Source organism: Kitasatospora sp. UYEF31 (assembly GCF_057291755.1).
The window spans coordinates 25,307-49,861 of sequence record NZ_JBXAWK010000038.1; the positions used below are offsets into that span (position 1 = coordinate 25,307).

Here is a 24,555-nt window from a genome sequence, read left to right on the forward strand (position 1 = left end):
CTGTTGATACCTGATCAGGTATCTGATCAGATAATTGATCAGAAACTTAACGATCAGACCTACCGGTGGGTACACATCGGCCGTAGCGTCCCGGACCATGCACGCGAATGAGCCCACGGGCTTCCCGGAACCACCAGCGGCACTGCGCCGCGCCCGTACGGCAATCGCGGTGTGCTTCCTGATCCAGGGGCTGTCCTTCGCGGCGCTCCTGACCCGGATCCCTGAGATCCAGCGGCAGTACGGCCTCAGTGACACCGGCCTGACCCTCGCCATCTCGATGGTCCCGGTCATCTGCGGCGTCGGCAGTGTGCTCGCCGAGAAGCTCGCGGCCAAGGCAGGCAGCCGCGCCGTGCTGCGCGCCGCACAGCCGCTGATCGGCGTCGCGATGATCGGGATCGGCTGGGGTGAACACCTGTACACCCTCCTGCCGTCCCTGGCCCTCTTCGGCATCGCGGTGGGCGCGCTCGACGCGACGATGAACATGCAGGGCGTGCAACTCCAGAAGCTGTACGGCCGCAGCATCATGCTCGGCTTCCACGGCGTCTGGAGCGTCGGCGGTATCGCCGGAGCGGGCGCGGCGGGCCTGTCCGCCCACTACGACCTGTCCCTCGGCGTGCTGTTCACCTTCGTCGCTGTCGCGGCCGTGCCCGCCGCCTACGCCGCCGGACAGCACTACCTGCGCCCGTCCGACATCGCCGTGGCGGCCAAGACCGACGTGGCCAAGCCCAAGCTCCCCTGGAAGCCGCTGCTGCCGCTGTGCGCGGTCATGACCTTCGCCTACATCGGCGACGCCTCCGTCTCCAGCTGGGGCGCCAAGTTCATGGAGGACGTCCTCCACTCCTCCGACGGGTTCGCGGCCGTCCCGTACACCGCCTACCTGGTCACCGTGCTGCTCGGCCGCGTCATCGGCGACTGGGGCGTGGCCCGCTGGGGCATGGTCGCCGTGGCCCGCTCCGGGACTCTGCTCGCGGCGGGCGGGTTCGCGGTCGTGGCCGCCGCGGGCAATCAGTGGATCGGCCTGTGCGGCTTCATCGGCCTCGGCCTCGGCCTGTCAGTGCTCGTCCCGCAGACCTTCGCCGCCGCCGGGAAACTCGCCCCGCAGGACGTCGACACCGCCGTGGCCCGCCTCAACATCTTCAACTACGTCGGGTTCCTCGTCGGCACTCCGCTCGTCGGCGCCATCGGCGACGCGAGCTCACTGCGCATCGGCATGATCGCGCCGATGCTGCTTGTACTCGCCGTGCTGCCGCTGGCCAAAGTCTTCGCCGCGGCGAAGACCCCTGACGGTGAAGCAGCTCACGTCGCGGCCTGACACCGGGAACCCCGCAATAGGGTGGGGAGCATGAGCCGAGCCGTGCAACTCATGTGGGACGACCGGATGACCGGTTACGACTTCGGGTCCTGGCATCCGATGACCCCGCTGCGGCTCCGGCTGACGATCGATCTGATCAGGGCGTACGGAATCGACTCCGCGCCGAATGTGCGAACAGTCGCGCCACCCGCGGCAACTGACGAACAGTTGGCGACGGTTCACACCCCCGACTTCATCGCGGCGGTGCGCCGGGCGGGTGACGACCCCGCGTCCGCGGACACCGCCTACGGCATCGGTACGGACGACACCCCGGCGTTCAAGGGCATGCACGACGTGTCCGCGCTGATCGCCGGAGCCTCGATCGCCGGAGCCGAAGCCGTGTGGAGCGGCGCGGCCGACCACGCGGTGAACTTCGCGGGCGGCCTGCACCACGCGATGCCCGGCCTGGCCGCGGGCTTCTGCGTCTACAACGACACTTCCCTGGCGATCGCCCGCCTGCTCGAACTCGGCGCGGAACGCGTCACATACATCGACATCGACGTCCACCACGGCGACGGCGTGCAGAAAGCCTTCTGGAACGACCCCCGGGTTATGACGATCAGCCTGCACGAGAGCCCGAGATTCCTTTTCCCCGGTACGGGATTCCCCGAAGAGACCGGCGGCCCCGAAGCAGTGGGCACGGCGGTCAACGTCGCGCTGGCGCCGGGCATCTCCGACGCCGGCTGGCTGCGCGCCTTCGACGCGGTCGTGCCGCCCCTGCTCGCGGCCTTCCGCCCGCAGGTCCTGGTCACCCAGCACGGCGCGGACACCCACGTCGACGACGACATCGCCCACCTCGCGCTCACCGTGGACGCCCAGCGCATCGCCCACGCCCGCCTGCACACGCTCGCCCACGAGATCTGCGAAGGACGCTGGCTCGCCACCGGCGGCGGCGGCTACGAGGCCGTCAAGGTCGTACCGCGCTCCTGGACCCACCTGGTCGCCGAAGCCGCCGGGGCGCCCATCGCCCCGGACTCCGCCGTGCCCGTCGAGTGGTGCGAGGAGATCCGCATGCTCACCCGCGGCACCCGCGGCGACCCCCCGAAGCGCATGACCGACGGCGGCACGGGCCTTTTCCGGCCGTTCTCAGCCGGATACGACCCGGCCGACCGGGTCGACCAGGCGATCCTCGCCACCCGGCGGGCCGTCTTCCCCACCCACGGTCTGGAACCGCTGTACGACGTGTAGGCCCGGCGGACGACGCTCGGCCACCGCACCGCGAGGAACCCGAGGAGCAGCCCCTGTGAGCACGCCCGCACCCGCCAGCGAACCGTACGACACGCCTTTGAGCAGTCATCCCGGAGCCAGCGTGCCGACAGTTCCCGAGTTGCGCTCCCACCTGCTTCGATCCAAGATCTCGGGCGAAGTCGCGACCCCGCGGGAGAACAACCTGCGCCACTTCCGCCTCATGAGTGAGCGGCACCCCGGCTATTTGTTCGGCCTCGAACCCGACGGCGACTGGACCTGCGGACAGGTGCTCGACGTGATGGTGCGGCGCTGCGGAGTGATCGCCGACCCTGGCCACACACACGGCCAGGACACCATCGACCCCGACCTCACCATCGCCGGACTCGACGCCTACGCGGACCGGCTCAGGCAGGCCGCACAGGGCCGCGAGCGCGTCATCCTGGCCACCGGTCACCCGGAAGCCCTAGGGGGTTGGTACCGAACGCTGGCGCGCGCACTGCGTGGTGCCGGCTGTACTCTGCTGCGCCCCGCGGCCGGCTGGACGTACCGCACGCCGACCTCGGAGGGCGGGCACCTGCGCACGATCACCTACCTGGGAGCGGTCGCCGCGGTGGCCGACGAGGAGGGCAAGCCCCGGCACAGCCACTCCGCCCGGGCCATCCGCCAGATCCTCGCCGAACTCGCCGACAGTGGCTCCGACCTGCCTGATCTGGTTGTCGCGGATCACGGATTCGCTGGTGGAGCGGGCCAGTCCGGGGTGGACAGCATCGGCTTGGCCGACTGCAACGACCCGGCGCTTTTTGTCGGTATGGAGGAAGGCTCGGTGCGGGTAGCGGTGCCACTGGACGACGGTGTCCAACCACACCTCTACAAGCCGCTGACGGCGTACGTTCTGCACCGTGCAGGTCTGATCTGATCCGATTCGTACTAGGGGAGTGTGTAGTGATCTGTCCTGAATTCAAGCCTGATGGCCGATTCCTGGTAGAAAGCTGCTCCTCTTCCCCACTGGTACCACCCGCCACTACTCTGAAAAGCACGCACGCTGGAGTGGAAGTCGCCGGAGGGGAAGCCGGCGCCCGGCGCGTGCTGAATGGTGCGGTGCGACATGGCTTCTGACCAGAGGCCTCTCAACGAGGTCAACTTCTTGACCGTTGCCGAGGTGGCTGCGGTGATGCGGGTGTCCAAGATGACTGTGTACCGACTGGTGCACAGCGGCGAACTACCCGCGATCAGGGTGGGTCGGTCCTTCCGGGTTCCGGAGCAGGCCGTCCACGACTATCTGCGCGACTCGTACGTCGAAACGGCGTAGGAGGAGTGCCCTAGAAACAGGTCCCACCGGGCCCGGCGGAGACCCCGTCGGGCCCGGTGGAACGACTTGGGCTCTTGCTTCGCGTGAGGATTCCGACGACTGGACCCGTTCCGTACACGGGCGGGTTGATGTCGGGCGAACTGCTTGACCCCTCACCGAACCAGGTGAAGCGGGGCGTCAAGTACCGCTTTTACCCCACTGCTGAGCAGGCCAGCCGAGCTGGCCCGCACGGTCGGCTGTGTCCGAAAGGTCTACAATCTGGCGCTCGACGCGCGCACCACCGCTTGGTATGCCGAGAAGCGGCGGATCAATTGTGTCGAGACCTCGGCAATGCTCACCGCATGGAAGATCAGAGCGAGGAGTTCGCCTACCTCAGCTCAGTGTCCTCCGTGCCGCTTCAGCAGGCGCTACGGCATTTGCAGGCGGCGTTCACGGGCTTCCTTGAGGGCAGGGCAAGGTGCCCCCCGGTTCGAGGTCAAGAAGAAGAGCCGGGCTTCGGCTGAGTACACCCGTTCGGCATTCCGCTTCCGCGAGGGGAAGCTGATGTCGGCGAATGGAGTTGGCGTAAGACCTCAACGGAGTGTTCCGGACAGGCGGCCGGCGACGGGACAGGAAAACTGTGGGGCGACTCGCGGGCTCCTCTTGGCAGAGGAAGAGGTCAATTAGAGGTATGGGACGTCGCCGAGTACGCTTGGGCAGGTTGTGCGGACCGTGAGCGGTTCCGCGCTGATTGCCCCCGTCGCTACGGGGGTGTTCCGTACATCACCCTAAGCGAGGTCGTCGGTGGGCTCTGTCATCAAGAAGCGTCGTAAGCGTATGGCGAAGAAGAAGCACCGCAAGCTGCTCAAGAAAACTCGAGTTCAGCGCAGGAACAAGAAGTAGTCACGACTGACGCTCCGCCGGTTCGGGCTCGTCGTGTACGCGGTGACGTCTTGCCGCCGACGCCTGTCATGGCCGTCCGCACCACCCCAGGGTGGTCTGCGGGCGGCCATGCGTGTTTTCCGGACGGAGCGCGACCTCCTGGCGAAGACGTGAGGTTCGGCGCAGCATCGCGCGGTAGTCATCCGTGGGGCGTTCGGTGAAAACCCCGCCGGCCGGTGTGAACGCCTGGTTAACGCCGTCCCAGGTGACCCGGCCCGTCGATAGGTTGTACGGACGATGCATGATGTAGGCGTTCGGTGACCGAGTGCACCGAAGTGACTCCACAGGGCAGCGGACAGCTAGCGACGGGGGAGGTAGTCGTATGGGCCGGGTCGTACTGGTGACCGGTGTCTGCGCGGATCTGGGGGGCAGGTTCGCACAGACACTCCTGGCGGAGCCGGGGGTGGACCGGGTGATCGGGGTCGACACGGTCGGACCGCACTTCGACCTTCCCGGCGTGGAGTTCGTCCACGCCGACATCCGGAATCCGATGATCGCCAAGGTGGTGGCCTCAGCCGGTGTCGACACCGTCGTCCACCTCAGTCTGGCCGAAGCGCCACCCGCCGGACACGGCCGCGTCTCCATGAAGGAGACCAACGTCATCGGCACCATGCAACTGCTCGCCGCCTGCCAGAAGGCGCCGACCATCCGCCGACTGGTCGTCAGGTCCACCACCGCCGTCTACGGGGCCTCCTCGCAGGACCCCGCACTGTTCACCGAGGACCTCCAGCCGAGGGTCCCGCCGACCTCAGGCTGGGCCAAGGACGCCGTCGAGGTCGAAGGTTACGTCCGCGGGTTCACCCGCCGCCGCCCTGACGTCTCTGTCACGACCCTGCGTTTCGCACCCCTGCTCGGCCCGACCGTCGAGACGCCCATGGGCGACTACTTCCGGCTGCCGCTGCTGCCCACAGTCCTCGGCTATGACCCCAGGCTCCAGTTCCTGCACGAAGCCGACGGCATGGCCGCGCTGCGCCTGGCCGTCGCCGCGGACAAACCAGGCACGTACAACATCGCCGGGCCCGGCACCTTGCTGCTCTCCCAGGCCGCCCGCCGGCTGGGCCGCCCGGTCATCGCGGTACCGTCCGCGGCCATGGGCCTGGTCGGCTCCGGACTGCGCAGCCTCGGCCGGGCCGACCTGTCTGCCGAGCAGGTCCGCCTGCTCACCCACGGCCGGGTGGTGGACATCGAACACGCGCGGGGCAGACTGGAGTTCACGCCGCGCTACACGACCCCGGAGACCTTCGAGGACTTCACGGCCGGGCGCGGACTGCACGGACTGCTGGACACCGACCGCATCACGCAGGCGTCTAACGCCCTCGCGTCCATGCTGCTCACCAGGAGGAGCGCCGATGGGTGACGCCCGGATCATCCCGTTCGACGGCGCCACCGGAGCGCCCCGGACCCCCCGCGCGCCTGGGGTCGGGCGCCGGACGCACCGGGGCCCGGCGCGTTCCGCGCAACCGTCGGAGGCCGTCGACGGCGACGTGCCGGTCCGCGAACGCGGCCGTACGGCGTCCCCACAGCACGACGGGAACAAGGTCAGAGCCCTGCGTACGGCGGACTCCGACCCGCTGCTCGCGGTCGCCCAGGCGATCGACGAACTGGCGGAGCAGGAAGTCCCCCGTACGGCCGGCAAAACCGGGGCAGGGGCCCCCGAACAGCCGGGGTTCGGTTCGCTCCTCGGCTCAGCCGCCGGAGTGCTCGGCAAATCCCTCGGCAAATCCCTCGGCCGCACCGTGGGCGGCGCGCTCGACGGCGCGGCCAAAGCTGCGGGCACTGTCGCCGGGCGCACGGCCGGCGCGGTGGTCGACACCCTCGCCGGGCCCAACTGGGAGGCGAAGGCAGCCGACGGCCTGGCCTTCCTGCGCCGCCGCATCACCGGCGACTACGCGGTCGACGAGTTCGGCTTCGACGAGGAGTTGACCGACGAAGTCCTGATGCGGTTGATGCGGCCGATGTACGAGAAGTACTTCCGCGTCGAGGTCATCGGGATGGAGAACATTCCGGCGGAGGGCGGCGCGCTGATCGTCGCCAACCACTCCGGCACGCTGCCGCTCGACGCGCTGATGACCCAGGTCGCGGTGCGGGAGGACCACCCGGCGGGGCGCAACCTCCGGCTCCTGGGCGCGGACCTCGTGTTCCAACTGCCGGTCGTGGGGCAACTCGCCCGCAAGAGCGGCCACACCCTGGCCTGTAACGCGGACGCCGACCGGCTGCTCTCCCAGGGCGAGCTGGTGGGCGTTTGGCCGGAGGGCTTCAAGGGCCTGGGCAAGCCGTTCAGCGAGCGCTACAAACTCCAGCGCTTCGGCCGCGGCGGGTTCGTCTCCGCGGCCCTGCAGAACCAGGTGCCGATCATCCCGTGCTCGATCGTGGGCGCGGAGGAGGTCTACCCGATGATCGGGAACCTCCGGCCGTTGGCCCGGCTGCTCGGTCTGCCGTACTTCCCGATCACGCCGACGTTCCCGTTGGCCGGGCCGCTGGGGCTCCTCCCGCTGCCGACCAAGTGGCGGATCCAGTTCGGCGAGCCGATCCGCACCGATGCGTATCCGGTCGAGGCGGCGGACGACCCGATGGTGTTGTTCAACCTCACCGACGAGGTCCGGGAGACGATCCAGCACACGATCTACCGGCTGCTGATGCAGCGCAGGTCTGTGTTCTTCTGACCGGCGGATGACTGGCGCGTAACCGGCTTGTGACGGGTACCGGACAGCCGAACTGCCGGGTGGATCCTTGAGGATCCACCCGGCAGCCTGTTCCAGCGTGTTACTCCAGGACGGTCACTTCGGAGCGTCGCCGAGGTTGATGCCGATGCCGGGGAGACCCGGCAGCAGCGGCGGGATGGTGGTCCCGCCCTGCGGCACCGCGGAGGTGACCGGCGGCACGTTCATGTCCAGCGGAGCGGAGCTCTTGGTGGGACCACCGGACGGGGTGGAACCGGTCGAGCCGAGCAGTGGGATGTGCACCGGTGGCAGGGAGCCGCCGGTGGGCACCGCGGAAGCAGCCGGTTTCCCGTCACCCGCGACATTCGGTGCGACACCGGCCGCGCCGGGAGCCGCAGAGCTGCCGACGGGCGGCTGCGCCTGCCGGCTGTCCGGGGAAGCGCCCGGCTGCAGCACCTCGGAGGGCACTTCGACCGGGAGCCGCTTCCCGTCCTTGCCCTTCGGCGCCAGACTCACCCCGGTGATCGGTTTGACCTGGTCGCGGATAGAACCGAGCAGGGTCCGCACTTCGTCGCGCTGGGCGGAGACCCCAGTCGGCAGTGACCGGTCGATGTGGTCGAGCCGCTCGGTGCCGTTCGTCGCGAAGTCGGCCAGTGTCTGCATCGGCCCGACCTTGTGGTGCGACTGGTAATCCTTGGTCAGGAGCGTGCGCCCCTTGCCGGCCGAGGAGTTCAGATCACCGAGGACGTTCCGCAGGTGGGAGACGGTCTCCTGGTCGGGAGCGCCCTTGCCGGAGTGCGAGAGCAGTTGCTCCGCCTCGGACATCCGGGTGCGGGCCTGGGAGAGGTATTCCTCGCCTTTGGCCCGGTCCGAACCGGCGAAGGAGGTCTGCAGGTTTTCCACCGTGCGTTTGACGCCGTAGGTCAGGTCGCCGGGCAACGCGTCGGTGCTTGCGTACGCCACCCCGCCCAGACCGCCGCCGGTGACCGCGACCAGGGCCCCGGCGACAGCGAACCGGCGGCGCCAGGGGCTCCGGCGGGTTGGGGCCGCCGGAGTGTCGCGCCGATGGGAACGCTGCTCGGGGATGGTGCCGGGTTCTGCGGTGGAGCCGCCGACCACCGCGAGCGTCGCCGCCTCTTCCATCAGGCGGGTGCGCAGGGCCGTTCGGAAGTCCGTGGTGGGGACTGGTGGAGCGTCAGCCCTCACTTGCAGGGTTTCGACGACGCCCAGCGAGCGGGCGGTGTCGGGGGACGGCGGTTCGCCGGATGGGCTGTAGCGCACTCCCTCACGCGTTTTGTCCGCGTTGTCCTTCTCGCGTTGCCGCACGAGGTCTCGCGTGTCTAGTGCATCGGCGAAGGCATCGATCCGCCTTCTGTTCACCAGCGCTGGGCTCACGGGCCGCACCTCCTCTCCCCGGATGTTCGTCCAGGGACGTCATCGGGTCGGGGTCCGCGGAGCGGATCCCCGCCACGCCCGTTTCCGACGGGCTGGACGCATTTCCCCGGCCGGTCCGCACCTGACGAGTCCGATGCCGCTCCACCTTGTGGGCGTAGCGCTGATAAGACGGGGTCTGCTATCCCGGAGAACGAGCGAGGGGCCCCGCAGGTTACGCGGATGTGACTCACCGCACATCCTCCGGCAGGAGTCGGGCCAGGGTGCGCACTGCGCGGTACTGGAGCGTTTTGATGGCGCCTTCGTTCTTGCCCATGATCCGCGCGGTCTCAGCGACCGACAGGCCTTGCAGGAAGCGGAGCGTGACGCATTCCTGCTGTTGCGGGTTGAGCTTGTGCACAGCCTCCAGGAGTGTGGCGTTGGACAGCGATTCGAGCACGCTGTCCTCTGGGCTGGGCTCGAAGTCGTTGGAGTCGAGCATCTCGCCGGTGGTGACCTCAAGGCGGAACCGGCTGGACTTGAAGTGGTCCGCGACCAGGTTGCGGGCGATGGTCACCAGCCAGGCGCCGAAATCGCGCCCCTGCCAGGTGAAGGTCCCGATCCGGCGCAGCGCGCGCAGGAACGTCTCGCTTGTGAGGTCCTCGGCGATGGCCCGGCCGCCGACCCGGTAGTAGATGTAGCGGTAGACCGTGTCGATGTAATGGTCGTACAGCTGAGCGAAGGCGTCACTGTCGCCGCCCTGGGCGAGTTCGACCAGGCCCATGATCCGGGCCGCCTCGCCGTCCGGTGCGGGGGGACGGGGGCGGCGCGAACCGGAGGTCGAGCGCCCTGCTGTGTTGTCGGTGCGGGTGCGGGACAGGCGGTTGCTACCGCCGTCCTGAGCGCGGCCGGTGTCGACCACTGCGACGGCGAAACCACGCTGGGTGGGGATTCCCAGGAAGTGGGAGGAGGGCTGGGGACAGCCGACGAGGACCGCCGCGGAGCAGGGGGAAAGGCTCGCGACCATCGCCGCACGCAGTGTCGCCAACCCGGACACGTCAACCCGGACGATTTGGTGCACGGGACTCCCAGTTGCTTCAGCGGACAATTACGTAAAGTGCGGGACCGCTCACCCATCGTAGGGACAGTTGATACCGCTGTGCGCCGACCGAGACTAACGCTTAGTAATGGAAGAGGTACCAAGTGTGTCCGTCGGTGGTGCGAAGCTACCCGCACACGCTGCTGATGTGTGCTTTTCAGGCGATCTACGGACGCATTGGCAGAGCTCGTGTTATGAGCGGCTCGAAGTGCCCGCGAAAAGACATGCGGGAATCACTCGAACGAGTTACGTGAGGGTGCGTCAGCCGGGCTAACCGTGACGGCGGTTGCTGCCGGGCGGGTGTGATCAAGTCGGATCAAGTCGGATCAAGTCGGATCAAACTGGATCAAGCCGGATCGAACCAGATCGGGCAGGGTCGGGCCGCGCTGGATCGAGCCGGATCACGTCAGGCTGCGCTGGATCGAGCCGGATCACGTCAGGCCGCGCTGGATCAAGCCCGGTTGTTCCGGATCGGGCAGGATCGCCTGAGGTGCAGTCAGGCGAACTTGCGGCGGACCGCGGTGCCCGCCGCCAAGGCGCCGGCGAGGGCGCCGACCCCGGCCGCCGCCGGCAGGCCGATCCTGGCCGCCTTGCGGCCGGTGCGGAAGTCCTTGACCCGCCAGCCGTGTTCGCGGGCGTGCTTGCGCAGTTTCGCGTCGGGGTTGACCGCGCAGGGGTCGCCGACGAGCGTGAGCATGGGTATGTCGTTGCTGGAGTCGCTGTACGCGGAGCAGTCGGCGAGCGTCAGTCCTTCGCGTTCGGCCAGGGCGAGCATCGCCTCGGCCTTCGCCTGACCGTGCAGCAGTTCGCCGACCAGGCGGCCGGTGTACACGCCGCGGTCGGTCTCGGAGACGGTGCCGAGCGCGCCGGTGAGGCCGAGGCGTTCGGCGATGGTGCTGGCGATCTCCACCGGTGCGGCGGTGACCAGCCAGACCTGGCGGCCCGCGTCCAGGTGCATCTGCGTGAGTGCCTGGGTGCCTGGCCAGATCTTGTCGGCCATGTGCTCGTCGAAGATCTCTTCGCCGAGCCCGCGGACCTCTTCGACACTGTGGCCCTTGACGAACGACAGGGCGGTCTCCTGGGCTTCGCCCACATCGCCCATGTGCTCGCCGCCGACCCGGAAGCGCACCTGCTGCCAGGCGAACCGGGCGAGGTCGCGGCTGTGGAAGAAGTCCCTGGCGTACAGGCCGCGGGCCATGTGGAAGATCGACGCGCCGCGCATCACAGTGTTGTCGAGGTCGAAGAAGGCTGCGCCGAGCGGTCGTTCGACGGCGGCGGGTGCCGCCGGAGCGGCTTCGACGGCTTCAGTGGCCGCGTCGGGTTCGCTGTCGGTTTCCGCATGCGCCTTGGACGGCTTGACCACCCGTGCGGCAGCCGCGGCGGCCCGCCCGGCGGTCTGCGCCCGTACGGCGGCCTGGGCTCGGAGTGACCGCATCGCGGGGATGGCCGGGACGCTCGGGATATGACGACGCAGCACAACCATGAACTGAGCTTAGTCGGGCCGGGTGTTGCTTGTGTTAAGAGCGGGTGACTAATCGTGTGCGTCCAGTCACCCGGGAGATGTCGAGGTTTCCGCACGCGGGGCCAGGGAGTCGTACGGGAAGCGTCCGGAAGCGGGGACAATCGGGCGTGTGAACTCCTTCAGTCGCTGGACCGGCCGCCGGCCGCAACCTGACGAACCCCTGACGCCCCGCACGGTCACCCTGCTGACCCGTCCGGGCTGCCATCTGTGTGAGGCCGCACGGGTGACAGCGGTACGGGTCGCAAACGAGCTCGACGTGGTGTTCGAGGAGGTGGACATCAGCGCACCGGGCAACGAGGAATTGCACCACATCTACTGGGAACAGATCCCCGTGACGCTCATCGACGGGAAGCAGCACGACTTCTGGAAGGTCGACGAGAAGCGGCTGCGCAGAGCACTCGGCGCCTGAGCCCTGGACAGCCCGGCGCCAGGGGCTCCGGGTGGCGCGTGTGCTTTAGGCACCCCGGATCAGCGCTTAAGCTTTGTACGACAAGTGCTCCGAGCTGGATCTTTGAGCCCCGGGCAAAGTTTGCCGTACGGTGGCGTATGCATGGATTTCGCGCACGGAACGCGGCTATTGCCGCATCCCGGCCGACTTCCCGCGCTAGGTAGGGGATGTCACGCAATCGCCGGTAACCATCCACGTGACGAGCGTCACGCCGGATGGACAAAGCGGACAGCAGCTTTGTGCACGCGTTCACAAAAGCCTAACCTGGCAGGCAGATCCCACCTCGAGCACCCCCGGGCGAGCATCGCCCAGACCCTCAGGAGCACCGTGGCTACAGGCCGTACCGAGCGACCGGCGCAGCGGGGACGCGGTATCCCCGAGGCGACGGTGGCGCGGCTCCCGCTGTACCTGAGGGCGCTGACGGGATTGTCCGAGCGGAGTGTCCCGACGGTTTCCTCCGAAGAGCTGGCCACCGCCGCCGGAGTGAATTCGGCGAAGTTGCGCAAGGATCTGTCGTACCTCGGCTCGTACGGCACCCGCGGAGTCGGTTACGACGTCGAGTATCTCGTCTACCAGATTTCGCGTGAACTCGGGCTCACCCACGACTGGCCCGTGGTCATCGTCGGCATTGGAAACCTGGGTCACGCGCTCGCCAACTACGGCGGTTTCGCTTCCCGCGGGTTCCGGGTCGCCGCCCTCCTCGACGCCGACCACGCGGTCTCCGGACAGCGGGTCGCCGGCATGGTCGTGCGGCATATGGACGAACTTGAGCGGATCGTCCGGGACGACAACGTCTCGATCGGCGTGATCACCACCCCGGCGCCGGCCGCCCAGCCGGTCGCCGACCGGATGGTCGCCGCCGGGATCACCAGCATTCTGAACTTCGCGCCGACGGTGCTGACCGTGCCTGAGGGCGTGGACGTACGCAAGGTCGACCTGTCGATCGAGTTGCAGATCCTCGCCTTCCACGAGCAGCGCAAGCTCGGCGTCGAACCGTCGGTCCTGCCCGAGCGCATGCGCGGACCGGCCGCGAACAGAGTGCCGCAGCCGGCGGCACGCACACGTGCGGGCACGACTGCCGCGGTGAAGGACGAAGTCGGTCCGGCCGAGGTGATGCCCGCGTGACCGGGCCGGGCACCTGTCCGTACGGGTGTCAGGCCCGCGTGGCACTGCTGGGCGGGGCCACGCGTGGGGGAACAGGTGATGTCCGGGGGGACGCAAGTACCAACCGAAACGTCGGCAGGAAGAGCACATGAGTGTCCTGGTGGTGGGCCTGAGCCATCGCACGGCTCCGGTCAGCCTGCTCGAGCGCACCACGCTCGGCGGTGACGCGCAGGTCAAACTGCTGCGCGATGTCGTCACGGCGGGCCCCGTCCTCGAAGCGTTGCTCCTTTCGACCTGCAACCGGGTCGAGTTGTACGCCGACGTCGACCGCTTCCACAATGGTGTCGCCGAGCTGTCCGAGCTCCTCGCGCAGCACACCGGGGTCTCCCTGAACGAGCTGACGCCCCATCTGTACGTCCACTACGACGAGCGTGCGGTGCACCACCTGTTCTCGGTGGCCACCGGACTCGACTCGATGGTGGTCGGCGAGGCGCAGGTCCTCGGCCAGATCAAGGGTGCCCTGGCGCTGGCCCAGGAGCAGCAGACCGCGGGCAAGCTCCTCAACGAGCTCACCCAGCAGGCGCTGCGGGTCGGCAAGCGGGCGCACAGTGAAACCGCGATCGACCGGGCCGGGCAGTCCCTGGTGACCCTCGGCCTGGAGCAGGCGGAGCTCGACCTCGGGCCCGTCGGCGGCAGCCGCACGCTGGTCGTCGGCGCAGGTTCGATGAGCTCGTTGGCCGCCGCGACCCTGCGCCGCGCAGGGGCCGGCAACATCGTCATCGCCAACCGGACGTACGCCCGAGCTGAGCACCTGGCCGACCAGGTGGGCGGCAAGGCCGTCCCGATGAGCGCGCTGCCTGAGGCGCTGGCCGCGGCCGACCTGGTGATCTCCTGCACCGGTTCGGCCTGTGAGGTCATCACCCTGGCGGACATAGAAGACGTCCTGAAGCACCGCCAGGACCGTACGAACCATCGCCCGCTGGTCCTCCTGGACCTCGCTATGCCCCGCGACGTGGACCCGATGGTCCGCGGGCTCGAAGGCGTCCATGTCATCGATCTGGAATCGCTCGCGGAGGTGGCGCCGGGTTCCAGCGCCGCCGCCGACGTGGACCGGGTGCGCGGCATCGTCGAGGACGAGGTCGAGGCGTTCGGCGCCGCCCAGCGGGCCCAGCACATCACTCCCACCGTGGTTGCCCTGCGCACCATGGCGGCCGAGGTGGTCAGCGCTGAGCTGCACCGGCTCGACGGCCGGGTGCCGGACCTCGACGCCAAATCACGCGCGGAGGTCGAACAGACCGTCCGGCGTGTGGTGGACAAACTCCTGCACGCTCCGACTGTGCGGGTGAAACAGCTCGCCGGTGAGCCCGGCGGTGCCTCGTACGCTGAGGCCCTGCGGACGCTCTTCGACCTGGGTGCCGGAACGGCCGCGGCCGTCAGCCGCGCGGATGTCAAGAAGGAGGTGCAGGAATGACCACACCTCTCCGACTCGGGACCCGGCGCAGCAAGCTCGCCTTGGCCCAGTCCGGGCACGTGGCCGCCGCGGTCACCGAACTGACCGGACGCCCCGTCGAACTGGTGGAGATCACCACGTTCGGCGACGTCTCCAAGGAGAACCTGGCGCAGATCGGCGGGACGGGCGTGTTCGTCAACGCCCTGCGCGACGCCCTGCTCGCCGGGGAGATCGACTTCGCGGTCCACTCGCTGAAGGACCTGCCCACGGGGCAGCCGGCCGAGCTGGTGCTCGCGGCGATCCCCCAGCGGGAGGACCCGCGCGACGCGCTGATCGCCCGTGACGGCCTGACGCTCGGCGAACTGCCGCGCGGGGCCAGGGTCGGCACCGGTTCGCCGCGTCGGGCCGCGCAGCTGCGGTTGCTCGGCCTGGGCCTTGAGGTCCTGCCGATCCGCGGCAATGTCGACACCCGCATCGGCTTCGTCACTTCCGGCGAACTCGATGCCGTGATTCTTGCCAAGGCGGGCCTCGTCCGTCTCGGCCGTGCGGATGAGGCCACTGAGGTCCTCGATCCCCTCCAGATGTTGCCAGCCCCCGGTCAAGGGGCTCTGGCCGTCGAGTGTGCGGCGGACAACGCCGACCTCGTCACCCTGCTCAGCGGCCTCGACGACCCGTTCACGCGGGCCGCCGTGACTGCTGAGCGCACCCTGCTCGCCCGACTGGAGGCCGGTTGTTCGGCCCCCGTCGGCGCCCTTGCTGATGTTGTTGAGGGAGAGGGTCCGTCCACCGGTTCGGGGAACGCCGGTGCGGACGAAGAGCAGGTTTACGAGCTGTACCTACGGGCCGTAGTCGCATCAGTCGACGGCACCGCGAGCGTACGGTTGTCCGCCACCGGACCCCTGGGAGAGGCCGAGGCCATCGGCCGTCGGCTCGCCGACGACTTGCTCGCCCAGGGTGCCTCCGGTCTGATGGGGGAGCGCGTCCCTTGAGCCCCAGAGTGAAAAAGAAACCCAGCGGAACCGTCACCTTTGTCGGTGCCGGTCCCGGTGACCCACGGCTGTTGACACTTCGTGCCGTCGAGGTCATCGCGGAAGCCGACGTCATCGTCGCCGACCCGGCGACCCGACGGGCGGTCACGGCACACGCCGCGGCCGACGTCGAGGTCATCGACGCGGCTGCCGGTGACGGCGGTGAGCCGCTGACCGCGGCCGCCCGGTCCAAGCTGGTCGTGGCCGCGGCCAAGGCCGGCAAGGTCGTCGTCCGGACAGTCGACGGCGACCCGTGCGTCGATCAGGCAGTCACGGAGGAGATCGCCGCCGTGGCCAAGGCGAAGATCCCCTTTGAGGTCGTCCCGGGTGTCCCGGTGTCGACCGCGGTGCCGGCTTACGCAGGTGTCCCCCTGCACGGCAAGAGCGGCGGGGGCGTGCGTGTCCTCGACATCAACGACCCGTCCGTGGACTGGGCCACCGTCGGCGCGACCGACGGCACCCTGGTGCTGCGCGGTCCCCTGGACCGGCTCGGCGAGATCGCCCAGGAGCTCGTGGCAGGTGGCCGCAAGGCCGCCACCCCGGTCTCCGTGACGATCCAGGGCACGACGACCGACCAACGGACGATCACCGGGAAACTGGCGCAGATCGCAGCGGAGGTGAAGGCCAACAAGCTCGGCCTGCTCGCCCCCGCGATGCCGGCTGTGGTCGTCATCGGCGAGGTCGTCGCCCAGCGCGACGCCCTGTCGTGGTTCGAGACCAAGCAGCTGTTCGGCTGGAAGGTCCTGGTCCCGCGGACCAAGGAGCAGGCCGCCACGCTGTCCGAGCAGCTGCGTTCGTACGGTGCGGTGCCGCATGAGGTGCCGACCATCGCCGTCGAGCCGCCGCGTACTCCGCAGCAGATGGAGCGCGCGGTCAAGGGCCTGGTCACCGGGCGCTACGAATGGATCGCGTTCACCTCGACCAATGCGGTCAAGGCGGTCCGTGAGCGCTTCGAGGAGTACGGCCTGGACGCCCGCGCGTTCGCGGGAATCAAGGTCGCCGCCGTCGGCGAGCAGACCGCGCAGGCACTGGTCGACTTTGGTGTGAAGCCGGATCTGGTGCCCACCGGCGAGCAGTCGGCTGCCGGCCTCCTTGAGGACTGGCCGCCGTACGACCCGGTCTTCGACCCGATCGACCGGGTGTTCCTGCCGCGTGCGGACATCGCCACCGAGACCCTGGTGGCCGGTCTGATCGAGCTCGGCTGGGAGGTCGACGACGTCACCGCGTACCGTACGGTCCGCGCCGCGCCGCCGCCCGCCGACACCCGCGAGGCGATCAAGGGCGGTGGCTTCGACGCCGTCATGTTCACCTCGTCCTCGACCGTGCGCAACCTGGTCGGCATCGCCGGCAAGCCGCATGCGGTCACGATCATCGCCTGCATCGGCCCGGCCACGGCGAAGACCGCCGAGGAGCACGGCCTGCGGGTGGATGTCATGGCGCCGGAGCCTTCGGTCTCGGCGCTGGCCGAGGCCCTGGCCGAGTTCGGCGGGGCCCGCCGCGCGGCGCTCCTGGAGGCCGGCGATCCGGTCACCAAGCCGAGCGAGCGCCGTCCGGGTTCGCGCCGCAAGAGCGCGAAGTAGCGAAGTCGAACAGGTGAGCGGCCCCGGAGAACGAGAGTTCTCCGGGGCCGCTCGTTTTTCGGCTGGGAGTCCGGGGGTTGCTCCCCCGGGCAGGTACAGCCTGAGGGAGACTTGTACGCATGGCATTTCCCAATCACCGACCGCGTCGGCTCCGCACCACACCGGCGATGCGCCGCCTGGTGGCCGAGACTTCCGTACGGCCCGCAGATCTGATCCTCCCGCTGTTCGTCCGCGAGGGCATCACCGACGCCGTGCCGGTGTCGTCGATGCCCGGTGTCGTCCAGCACACCCGCGAAACGCTGCGCAAAGCCGTCCGTGAGGCGTCCTCGCTCGGCCTCGGCGGGGTGATGCTGTTCGGCATCCCGCAGCACAAGGATGCGGTCGGCTCGGCCGGCACCGACCCGGACGGCATCCTCCAGGTGGCACTGCGCGATGTCCGCGACGAAGTCGGGGACAGCCTGGTGGTCATGTCCGACCTGTGCCTGGACGAGTTCACCGACCACGGCCACTGCGGGATCGTGGCCGACGACGGCTCGGTGGACAACGACGCGACGCTGGAGCGCTACGCCGAGATGGCTGTGGTCCAGGCGCGGGCCGGGGCGCACATGGTCGGCCCGAGCGGCATGATGGACGGTCAGATCCGGGTCGTCCGTGAGGCGTTGGACTCGGCGGGGTTCGTGGACACGGCGATCCTGGCGTACAGCGCGAAGTATGCGAGCGCCTTCTACGGCCCGTTCCGTGAGGCAGTCGACTCGTCGCTCCAGGGTGACCGCAAGACCTACCAGCAGGATCCCGCCAACGCCGAGGAGTCCATCCGCGAGGTCCTCCTGGACCTGGAGGAGGGCGCCGACATGGTGATGGTGAAGCCCGCCATGGCCTACCTCGACATCCTGCACCGGATCGCGGAGATCGCCCATGTGCCGGTCGCGGCCTACCAGGTGTCCGGCGAGTACGCGATGGTCGAGGCGGCGGCGGAGCGCGGCTGGATCGACCGGGAGCGCGTGATGCTGGAGACGCTGACGTCCATCCGCCGGGCCGGGGCGAAGTCGATTCTCACCTACTGGGCGGCAGAGGCGGCGCAGAAGCTCAACTAACTGGTGACGGGTGTCACCCCGCGTGAGCGATGATCGCCACCGTTTGCCCTTCCGGACGATCATGGATCTGACGTACCGTCAGGCGATGTTGGTTAGTCGTGGCGGGCTGTGGGCGATCGCCCCCGGCTGCCTTCGCGTGGGAGGACACCCGTGTCACAGCCGATCTATGACGCCACGACGCTCTGGGAGCTCGTCGAGCGCCGGGCCGCCGATTCGCCGGACGTCCCCATGCTGTGCGACGCCGACGACCGCCAGGTCACCTTCGCCGAGTTCAAGGCGTGGGCGGAGCGGGTCGCGGCCGGCTACCTGGCGCTCGGGATCGGCAGTGGTACCAAGGTCACCTGGCAGCTGCCGACCCGGATGGAGTCGATCGTCCTGTCGTTCGCGCTGTCGCGGCTCGGCGTGGTCCAGAACCCGATCATCCCCTTCTACCGGGACAAGGAAGTCGGCTTCTGTCTCCAGCAGACCGGGGCCGAGTTCTTCCTGTGCCCCGGCACCTGGAAGGGCCACGACTTCGTCGCCATGGCCGAAGGTGTGGCCAAGGAGATGACAAACCCGCCGAAGATCCTGGTCGCGTACGACGAACTCCCCGAAGGTGACCCGGCGACGCTGCCCCCGGCGCCCACCGACGGCGACACGGTCCGCTGGCTCTACTACACCTCGGGCACGACCTCGGACCCCAAGGGTGTCCAGCACACCGACGGCACGCTCATCGCCGGCGGCCGCGGCCTGGCCGAGGCCTTGGACATGTCCGAGACGGACGTCGGCTCCATGGCTTTCCCGTACGCACACATCGCCGGGCCGGACTATGTCAACACCCTGCTGATCACCGGCTTCCCCACGGTGATCATCGAGACCTTCGACCCGGCGGGGGTGATCCCGGTCTACAAACGGCACAACGTCACCATGATCGGTGGGTCCACCGCGTTCTACTCGGCCTTCCTCAACGAGCAGCGCAAACAGCCCGGCGAGAAGATCATCCCGACCCTGCGGATCGTCTCCGGGGGCGGCGCGCCCAAGCCGCCGGAGCTGGTCGCCGAGGTCCGGGACGAGATGCGGGCGATCCTCTGCCACGGCTACGGCATGACCGAATCCCCGATGATCGCGCAGGGCGGCCCGCACGACTCCGAGGAGCAGCGCGCGCACACCGAGGGCAAGCCGGTGTCCGGCATCGAGGTGCACATCGTCCGCGCCGACGAGACCCGCGCCGAAACCGGTGAGGAAGGCGAGATCCGGCTGCGCGGCCCGATGATCTTCAAGGGCTACACCGACGAGTCGCTGAACGCCGACGCGTTCGACACCGACGGGTTCTTCCGTACGGGCGACCTCGGCAAGCTCCGCGCCGACGGCCACCTGGCCATCACCGGACGCCTCAAGGACGTGATCATCCGCAAGGGCGAGAACATCTCCGCCCGGGAGATCGAGGACCAGCTGTTCAACCACCCGAAGGTCGCCGACTGCGCGGTCATCGGGCTGCTCGACCGCGAACGCGGCGAGCGGGTCTGCGCCGTGGTGGAGCGTCAGGCGGGCGAGGACGACCTGACCGTCGTGGAGATGGTCGCCTACCTCAAGGGCGCCGGCATGATGATGCAGAAGGTGCCGGAGCAGCTGGAGATCGTCGACGCGCTGCCGCGCAACGAGACGCTGCGCAAGGTGCTGAAGTACAAACTGCGCGATGAGTACAACGCGAAGGCGTGGGCGAAGAGGTGAGCGGCTTCGCTACTTTCTGAGCGTTTTCGCTACTTTCCGAGCGGCTTCGCTACTTTCCGAGCGGCGTCCCAGGCGGCTGTGCCGGGGCGTCGCTCTGGTGTTTCCGTACCTCTTCTGCCGCTTTGGGATGTTCCCGATCGGGAGCATTTTCCTGGAATCGCGCGTCTGATGGTCTGCCGAATGAGTGAATGTTCCCGATCAGGAGCATTTGCCGCTGATTAGCGGTCTACTCTGGCTCGACGGCCATGAATGTGCGCTATCGGGAACATTGGAGGATCAAATGCTGGAAGCTCTCGGCGCGGCGATCCAAGCGCGCAGACGCTCGGCCGGGCTCACCCAGCAGGAGTTGGCAGACCTCTCGGGGGTGGGGCGACGCCTTGTCGGTGAACTCGAAAACGGGCGCGCTGGTGTGTCGTTGGGGAAAACCGCAGAGGTGTGCAAAGCATTGGGACTGACTTTGACCGCGACACCCGGCCGGAGGGGACAGTCGTGAGCAGTCTGGTCGACGTGCGTGAGGTTGAGGTCGCCGATGTGTACAAGAACGGCGTCCTCGCCGGACGACTGACCCGGAGCGGCTCCGGGACGGACTTCCGCTACGACCGGGACTACCTGGAGTCGGGTGGGCGGCATGTGGCATTCACCCTGCCGCGACGCCCGGCACCCTTTAAGGCTGCTGCCGGCGCGGTACCGGCGTTCTTCGCAGGCCTGCTGCCGGAAGGTGCCCGGCTGGCAGCGGTCGTCCAATCGGTGAAGACCTCGATGAATGACGAACTGTCCTTGCTCTTGGCTGTGGGTGCCGACTGCATCGGCGATGTTCAGATCCTCCCCGCAGGAGTCAAGCCAGGTGCGGCGACCTTCGTGCCTGAGATGGTGACTCCGGGCGAGGTTCGTTTCGCCGAGCTCTTCACCCGGGCGGTGGACCCGGTCTCCCCGCGGGTCGAGGCTGTGCCAGGGGTTCAGGACAAGGTCTCGGACCGGATGGTTTCGTTTCCGGTGGCTTACGGCGGAGCGGGACACATTCTCAAGCTGAACCCGCCCACAGTGCCGAGACTCGTCCAGAACGAGCACTTCTTCCTCGGGATGGCTGCCGACTGCGGCTTGACCGTCCCACGGCACACCCTTCTCCATGACCGGGACGGGGAAGTCGGCCTGCTGGTCCAGCGGTTCGACCGCTTTCGAGGGAAGGGCGGGGAGATCGGCAGGGTCGCTCAGGAGGATGCCTGCCAGCTGGCAGGCCTCTGGCCGGCGGACAAATACCGCATGTCTTACCGCGATGTCGTGCAAGCAGTGGTAGACGCGGTCTCAGTGCCACGCGCGGCGGTGCTGGATCTGGTGCGCCTGGCTGCCTTCTCGTATTTGATCGGGAACGGAGACCTGCATGCCAAGAATGTTTCCGTCTTCGCCCCCGACCCGGACTCGGTGCGCCCGACGCCCTCCTATGACCTGGTCAGCACCTTGCCTTACCGGGACCGCAGCATGGCATTGAAGATCGACGGTCGGGACAGTCGGATCACCGGATCGGCGCTGGCCACTTTCGCGGAGCGCTTCGAGGTGCCGGGGAAGGCGATCCGTCGGATGATCGGCCGTCTGACCACAGCCGCCGAGCCACATTTTGAGCGACTCGGCGAAATCGGGTTCGACGACCGGCGTACGTCCGACCTGGACCGCACGATGCGGGAGCGGATCACTGAACTGATCAGCTGAATCGTTCTGTTGGCGGTCAGTCAGCTCAATTCGCCGGATGCGCCTGCCAAGCAGTCGTAAGGTCGGCCGTCGTGGTGACGGTGGCGATCGCGCCCAGGGTGTTGGCGAGCACGGCCTCCGCGTATTCGCGCGGGAATCCGGCCACGCATTCGCGTGGGATCACGAATTGGAATCCCGAATTCACCGCGTCCATCGCGAAGTTCAGCATGCCAACGTTCAGTGACACACCGACGCCGACGATGGTCGACACCCCGAGATTCCGCAGTACGGAGGCCAGGCCCGTATCAGCCATCGGGCCGAGGCCGTGCAGGCGCTCGAAGCGCAGATCGGTCCCAAGCGCCCCGATCCCGGGGTGAAGTGACGTAGCTTCAGTTCCCGGTGTCAGCTGTACGGGGGCCTTCGCGGCGGCGGCCAGCATCCGGGCGTTGCGATTGGCGCCCAGACCGTCGGGGCGGCGCACCGCGAGGCAGTGCAGCACCGGGACCCCGGCCGCGCGGGCCGCCGCGGTCAGTCCGCCGATGGCCTGGATCATCCCGGCGCACTGCTCGGCCAGCGCGGGGAAGACCGCGGCGGTCCCGATGATTCCGGTCTGGCACTCCTGGGTTACCAGCGCAGTGTGACCGGGGTGGACCAGACGAGTGATATCCAGCGCCATGTGAGACTCCTGACGGTCCGTCGGCTTGATGTTCGAGTAGTCGGAGAATACGCTTTATCTGACGGTCCATCAGATTGAGCACAGTAAGGCAGGAGGGGCCGCGTGAGCGCCACCGAAACCGAGCAGGTGACAGTGGGATCCGGGAACACCTTCGGTGAACTCCCGAAGATCATCAGCGTCGACGACCACGTCATCGAGCCCGCGCACTTGTTTGACCGGTGGCTGCCGAAGAAGTTCCACGAGCGTGGCCCCAGGGCGGTCACCACCGGCATCGGGCAGCTGGAGTTCATCGGCAACGGCTACAAGATCACGACGAACGAGAACGGACCCCCCGCCGACTGGTGGTTCTACGAGGATCTGAAGTTCCCGTACAAGCGGAACATCGCGGCCGTCGGCTTCAGCCGCGACCAGATGACGCTTGAGGGCATCACCCGTGCGGAGATGCGCCCCGGCCTGCACGACCCGGCCGAGCGGCTCAAGGACATGGACCTCAACCATGTCGAGGCGTCGCTGTGCTTCCCGACCTTCCCGCGGTTCTGCGGCCAGACGTTCTCCGAGGCCAAGGACAAGGAAGTCGCGCTCGCGTGCGTCCGCGCGTACAACGACTGGATGGTCGAGGAGTGGTGCGGTGACTCCGGCGGCCGGCTCATCCCGCTGATCATCATCCCGCTGTGGGACGTGCAGCTCGCGGTCGAGGAGATCAAGCGCAACCGGGCCCGCGGCGTGACCGCTGTGTGCTTCTCCGAGATCCCGGCGTTCCTCGGCCTGCCGTCGATCCACACCGGCTACTGGGACCCGTTCTTCGAGGTCTGCGCCGATCTGGGCGTCACGATCAACATGCACATCGGCTCGTCCTCGACGATGCCCGCGGCGTCGCCCGACGCCCCGGCCGCCGTCCAGGCCTCGCTGAGCTTCAACAACGCGATGGCCTCCATGGCGGACTTCATCTTCGCCGGCGTCCCGGCCCGCTTCCCGAAGATCAAACTGGCCTACTCCGAGGGGCAGATGGGCTGGATCCCGTACGCCCTGGAGCGGATGGACGATGTCTGGGAGGAACACCGGGCCTGGGCGGGCGTCAGCAAGGCTCTGGTGGAGCCGCCCTCGTACTACTTCCGCAAGAACATGTTCGCGTGCTTCTTCCGCGACCGGCACGGTGTGAACTCCCTGGACGTCATCGGGGTGGACAACGTGACCTTCGAGACCGACTACCCGCACGTCGACTCGACCTGGCCGCACACCAAGAAGATCGCCGAAGAGCACCTCGCCGGGCTCGGCGCGGAGACTGTCTACAAAGTCATCCGCGGCAACGCCATCCGGATGCTCGACCTGGACTTCGACAAGGACCGCACCGCCGGTAAGTAACGCGGCCCTGTCGTCGCCAGGTTGCGCGGCGGTCGTCTGGGGTTCTCCGTACGCCAAGACTTAAATTCAAAGGGGTCGACATGAGCGGAATATGCGACGGGCGCGTAGTCATCGTGACGGGTGCCGGTGGTGGCCTGGGACGTGAGCACGCGCTGGCGTTCGCCCGCGCGGGCGCGAGCGTGGTCGTCAACGACATCGGTGCGTCGCGCGAGGGCGACGGGCGTTCGCCCGGCCCCGCCCAGCAGGTCGTCGACGAGATCGTCGCGGCCGGCGGCAAGGCCGTAGCGAACACCGACGACGTCGCCGACTGGGACGGCTCGCTGCGGCTCGTGCGCACGGCGGTCGACACCTTCGGCGGCCTGGACGTCCTGGTCAACAACGCCGGGTTCCTGCGCGACCGGATGCTCGTCTCACTCGGCGAGGCCGAGTTCGACGCAGTCGTACGGGTGCACCTCAAGGGCCACTTCGCCACGATGCACCACGCCGGTGCCTACTGGCGCGGCCAGGCCAAGGCGGGCAACACCGTCGACGCGCGCATCATCAACACCTCCTCGGGCGCGGGCCTCATGGGCAGCGTCGGGCAGGGCAACTACGCCGCCGCCAAAGCCGGCATCGTCGCGCTGACCCAGGTCGCCTCGGTGGAGATGGGCCGGTACGGCGTCACCGCCAACGCCATCGCACCGGCGGCCCGTACGCGGATGACCGAAGAGGCCATGCCCGACATGGTGGCGAAGCCGACGGATGACTCGTTCGACTTCTACGACCCGGCGAACGTCTCACCGCTGCTGGTGTGGCTGGGCTCGGCAGAGTCCAAGGACATCACCGGCCGCGTCTTCGAGGTCGAAGGCGACAAGGTCTCCGTCGCGACCGGCTGGCAGCACGGCCCCGAGGCCAAAGCCGGACGCAAGTGGGAACCATCCGAACTCGGCCCAGTGGTACGCAAGTTGATTGATGAAGCACCTGAGCCCACCCCCGTCTACGGCGCCTGAGGGGTAGCAC

General features: G+C 68.2%; 22 protein-coding genes and 1 pseudogene. 19 read left to right on the top strand and 4 right to left on the bottom strand.

Annotated features, from left to right (window positions below):
• Positions 1-97: 97 nt before the first annotated feature.
• From AC0Z36_RS19175 to AC0Z36_RS19210, 8 genes and pseudogenes are all read left to right on the top strand, one after another.
• Positions 98-1,312, top strand: a complete 1,215-nt coding sequence (locus tag AC0Z36_RS19175) for an MFS transporter (RefSeq protein WP_485464168.1) — start codon at positions 98-100, stop codon at positions 1,310-1,312.
• Positions 1,313-1,342: 30 nt separating this feature from the next.
• Positions 1,343-2,539 (top strand): acetoin utilization protein AcuC, encoded by a 1,197-nt coding sequence (locus AC0Z36_RS19180; RefSeq protein ID WP_485464169.1) that lies wholly within the window; start codon positions 1,343-1,345, stop codon positions 2,537-2,539.
• 55 nt (positions 2,540-2,594) lie between these two features.
• On the top strand, positions 2,595-3,455 hold the full coding sequence (locus tag AC0Z36_RS19185; protein WP_485464170.1) for a phosphatase: 861 nt from the start codon (positions 2,595-2,597) through the stop codon (positions 3,453-3,455).
• A 189-nt stretch (positions 3,456-3,644) separates the two neighbouring features.
• Positions 3,645-3,848: a helix-turn-helix domain-containing protein gene (locus tag AC0Z36_RS19190; protein ID WP_485464171.1), complete on the top strand. Its 204-nt coding sequence runs from the start codon at positions 3,645-3,647 to the stop codon at positions 3,846-3,848.
• Positions 3,849-3,976: 128 nt separating this feature from the next.
• Positions 3,977-4,409 (top strand): annotated as a pseudogene (locus AC0Z36_RS19195) (RNA-guided endonuclease InsQ/TnpB family protein); the annotation flags it as partial.
• Between the two features lie 222 nt (positions 4,410-4,631).
• Entirely contained in the window at positions 4,632-4,730 is a 99-nt protein-coding gene (locus AC0Z36_RS19200) for a 30S ribosomal protein bS22 (RefSeq protein WP_012854759.1), read from the top strand.
• Positions 4,731-5,091: 361 nt separating this feature from the next.
• Entirely contained in the window at positions 5,092-6,126 is a 1,035-nt protein-coding gene (locus AC0Z36_RS19205; protein ID WP_485464172.1) for an NAD-dependent epimerase/dehydratase family protein, read from the top strand.
• Entirely contained in the window at positions 6,119-7,432 is a 1,314-nt protein-coding gene (locus AC0Z36_RS19210; RefSeq protein ID WP_485464173.1) for a lysophospholipid acyltransferase family protein, read from the top strand. Before AC0Z36_RS19205 ends, AC0Z36_RS19210 begins: the two co-directional genes overlap by 8 nt.
• Before the next feature lie 114 nt (positions 7,433-7,546).
• Here the strand turns inward: AC0Z36_RS19210 and AC0Z36_RS19215 are convergent, their stop codons facing one another.
• The 3 genes from AC0Z36_RS19215 to AC0Z36_RS19225 form a co-directional block, all read right to left on the bottom strand.
• Positions 7,547-8,755: a DUF5667 domain-containing protein gene (locus AC0Z36_RS19215; RefSeq protein ID WP_485464174.1), complete on the bottom strand. Its 1,209-nt coding sequence runs from the start codon at positions 8,753-8,755 to the stop codon at positions 7,547-7,549.
• 295 nt (positions 8,756-9,050) lie between these two features.
• Positions 9,051-9,881: an ECF subfamily RNA polymerase sigma factor, BldN family gene (locus AC0Z36_RS19220; RefSeq protein WP_485464175.1), complete on the bottom strand. Its 831-nt coding sequence runs from the start codon at positions 9,879-9,881 to the stop codon at positions 9,051-9,053.
• 514 nt (positions 9,882-10,395) lie between these two features.
• Positions 10,396-11,382: an HAD family hydrolase gene (locus AC0Z36_RS19225; protein ID WP_485464176.1), complete on the bottom strand. Its 987-nt coding sequence runs from the start codon at positions 11,380-11,382 to the stop codon at positions 10,396-10,398.
• Positions 11,383-11,530: 148 nt separating this feature from the next.
• Here AC0Z36_RS19225 and AC0Z36_RS19230 point away from each other — a divergent pair, with 148 nt between their 5' ends.
• The 9 genes from AC0Z36_RS19230 (at position 11,531) to AC0Z36_RS19270 (ending at position 21,539) form a co-directional block, all read left to right on the top strand.
• Positions 11,531-11,830 carry a glutaredoxin family protein gene (locus tag AC0Z36_RS19230; protein ID WP_485464177.1) on the top strand — a complete coding sequence of 100 codons (300 nt, stop codon included), beginning with the start codon at positions 11,531-11,533 and terminating at the stop codon, positions 11,828-11,830.
• Between the two features lie 366 nt (positions 11,831-12,196).
• Complete coding sequence (locus AC0Z36_RS19235; protein WP_485464178.1) at positions 12,197-12,994, top strand: redox-sensing transcriptional repressor Rex; 798 nt, start codon at positions 12,197-12,199, stop codon at positions 12,992-12,994.
• 127 nt (positions 12,995-13,121) lie between these two features.
• Positions 13,122-14,444 (top strand): glutamyl-tRNA reductase, encoded by a 1,323-nt coding sequence (locus tag AC0Z36_RS19240; RefSeq protein WP_485464179.1) that lies wholly within the window; start codon positions 13,122-13,124, stop codon positions 14,442-14,444.
• Positions 14,441-15,412 (top strand): hydroxymethylbilane synthase, encoded by a 972-nt coding sequence (gene hemC, locus AC0Z36_RS19245; RefSeq protein WP_485464180.1) that lies wholly within the window; start codon positions 14,441-14,443, stop codon positions 15,410-15,412. Before AC0Z36_RS19240 ends, hemC begins: the two co-directional genes overlap by 4 nt.
• Positions 15,409-17,031 (top strand): bifunctional uroporphyrinogen-III C-methyltransferase/uroporphyrinogen-III synthase, encoded by a 1,623-nt coding sequence (locus AC0Z36_RS19250; RefSeq protein ID WP_485464181.1) that lies wholly within the window; start codon positions 15,409-15,411, stop codon positions 17,029-17,031. The genes hemC and AC0Z36_RS19250 overlap by 4 nt, the downstream gene beginning before the upstream one ends.
• 119 nt (positions 17,032-17,150) lie before the next feature.
• Entirely contained in the window at positions 17,151-18,125 is a 975-nt protein-coding gene (gene hemB / locus AC0Z36_RS19255; RefSeq protein WP_485464182.1) for a porphobilinogen synthase, read from the top strand.
• Between the two features lie 150 nt (positions 18,126-18,275).
• Positions 18,276-19,835: an AMP-binding protein gene (locus AC0Z36_RS19260; RefSeq protein WP_485464183.1), complete on the top strand. Its 1,560-nt coding sequence runs from the start codon at positions 18,276-18,278 to the stop codon at positions 19,833-19,835.
• A gap of 280 nt (positions 19,836-20,115) precedes the next feature.
• Positions 20,116-20,328, top strand: coding sequence for a helix-turn-helix domain-containing protein (locus AC0Z36_RS19265; RefSeq protein ID WP_485464202.1), 213 nt, complete (start codon positions 20,116-20,118; stop codon positions 20,326-20,328).
• 38 nt (positions 20,329-20,366) lie between these two features.
• Positions 20,367-21,539, top strand: coding sequence for a type II toxin-antitoxin system HipA family toxin (locus tag AC0Z36_RS19270; RefSeq protein WP_485464203.1), 1,173 nt, complete (start codon positions 20,367-20,369; stop codon positions 21,537-21,539).
• Positions 21,540-21,564: 25 nt separating this feature from the next.
• Here AC0Z36_RS19270 and AC0Z36_RS19275 read toward each other — a convergent pair whose 3' ends face one another.
• Positions 21,565-22,194, bottom strand: coding sequence for a cysteine hydrolase family protein (locus AC0Z36_RS19275; RefSeq protein WP_485464184.1), 630 nt, complete (start codon positions 22,192-22,194; stop codon positions 21,565-21,567).
• A 102-nt stretch (positions 22,195-22,296) separates the two neighbouring features.
• Between AC0Z36_RS19275 and AC0Z36_RS19280 the strand changes: the two genes are divergently transcribed.
• Both AC0Z36_RS19280 and AC0Z36_RS19285 read left to right on the top strand, forming a co-directional pair.
• On the top strand, positions 22,297-23,556 hold the full coding sequence (locus AC0Z36_RS19280; protein WP_485464185.1) for an amidohydrolase family protein: 1,260 nt from the start codon (positions 22,297-22,299) through the stop codon (positions 23,554-23,556).
• Between the two features lie 80 nt (positions 23,557-23,636).
• Positions 23,637-24,545, top strand: coding sequence for an SDR family oxidoreductase (locus tag AC0Z36_RS19285; RefSeq protein WP_485464186.1), 909 nt, complete (start codon positions 23,637-23,639; stop codon positions 24,543-24,545).
• Positions 24,546-24,555: the final 10 nt, after the last annotated feature.

Excerpts from the sequence above, each read along its gene's own strand:
- AC0Z36_RS19285 (WP_485464186.1), top strand. The coding sequence starts at position 23,637 with ATGAGCGGAATATGCGACGGGCGCGTAGTCATCGTGACGGGTGCCGGT.
- AC0Z36_RS19210 (WP_485464173.1), top strand. The coding sequence starts at position 6,119 with ATGGGTGACGCCCGGATCATCCCGTTCGACGGCGCCACCGGAGCGCCC.
- AC0Z36_RS19190 (WP_485464171.1), top strand. The coding sequence starts at position 3,645 with ATGGCTTCTGACCAGAGGCCTCTCAACGAGGTCAACTTCTTGACCGTT.
- AC0Z36_RS19240 (WP_485464179.1), top strand. The coding sequence starts at position 13,122 with ATGAGTGTCCTGGTGGTGGGCCTGAGCCATCGCACGGCTCCGGTCAGC.
- AC0Z36_RS19275 (WP_485464184.1), bottom strand. The coding sequence starts at position 22,194 with ATGGCGCTGGATATCACTCGTCTGGTCCACCCCGGTCACACTGCGCTG.
- hemC (WP_485464180.1), top strand. The coding sequence starts at position 14,441 with ATGACCACACCTCTCCGACTCGGGACCCGGCGCAGCAAGCTCGCCTTG.
- hemB (WP_485464182.1), top strand. The coding sequence starts at position 17,151 with ATGGCATTTCCCAATCACCGACCGCGTCGGCTCCGCACCACACCGGCG.
- AC0Z36_RS19205 (WP_485464172.1), top strand. The coding sequence starts at position 5,092 with ATGGGCCGGGTCGTACTGGTGACCGGTGTCTGCGCGGATCTGGGGGGC.
- AC0Z36_RS19265 (WP_485464202.1), top strand. The coding sequence starts at position 20,116 with ATGCTGGAAGCTCTCGGCGCGGCGATCCAAGCGCGCAGACGCTCGGCC.
- AC0Z36_RS19225 (WP_485464176.1), bottom strand. The coding sequence starts at position 11,382 with ATGGTTGTGCTGCGTCGTCATATCCCGAGCGTCCCGGCCATCCCCGCG.
- AC0Z36_RS19180 (WP_485464169.1), top strand. The coding sequence starts at position 1,343 with ATGAGCCGAGCCGTGCAACTCATGTGGGACGACCGGATGACCGGTTAC.
- AC0Z36_RS19175 (WP_485464168.1), top strand. The coding sequence starts at position 98 with ATGCACGCGAATGAGCCCACGGGCTTCCCGGAACCACCAGCGGCACTG.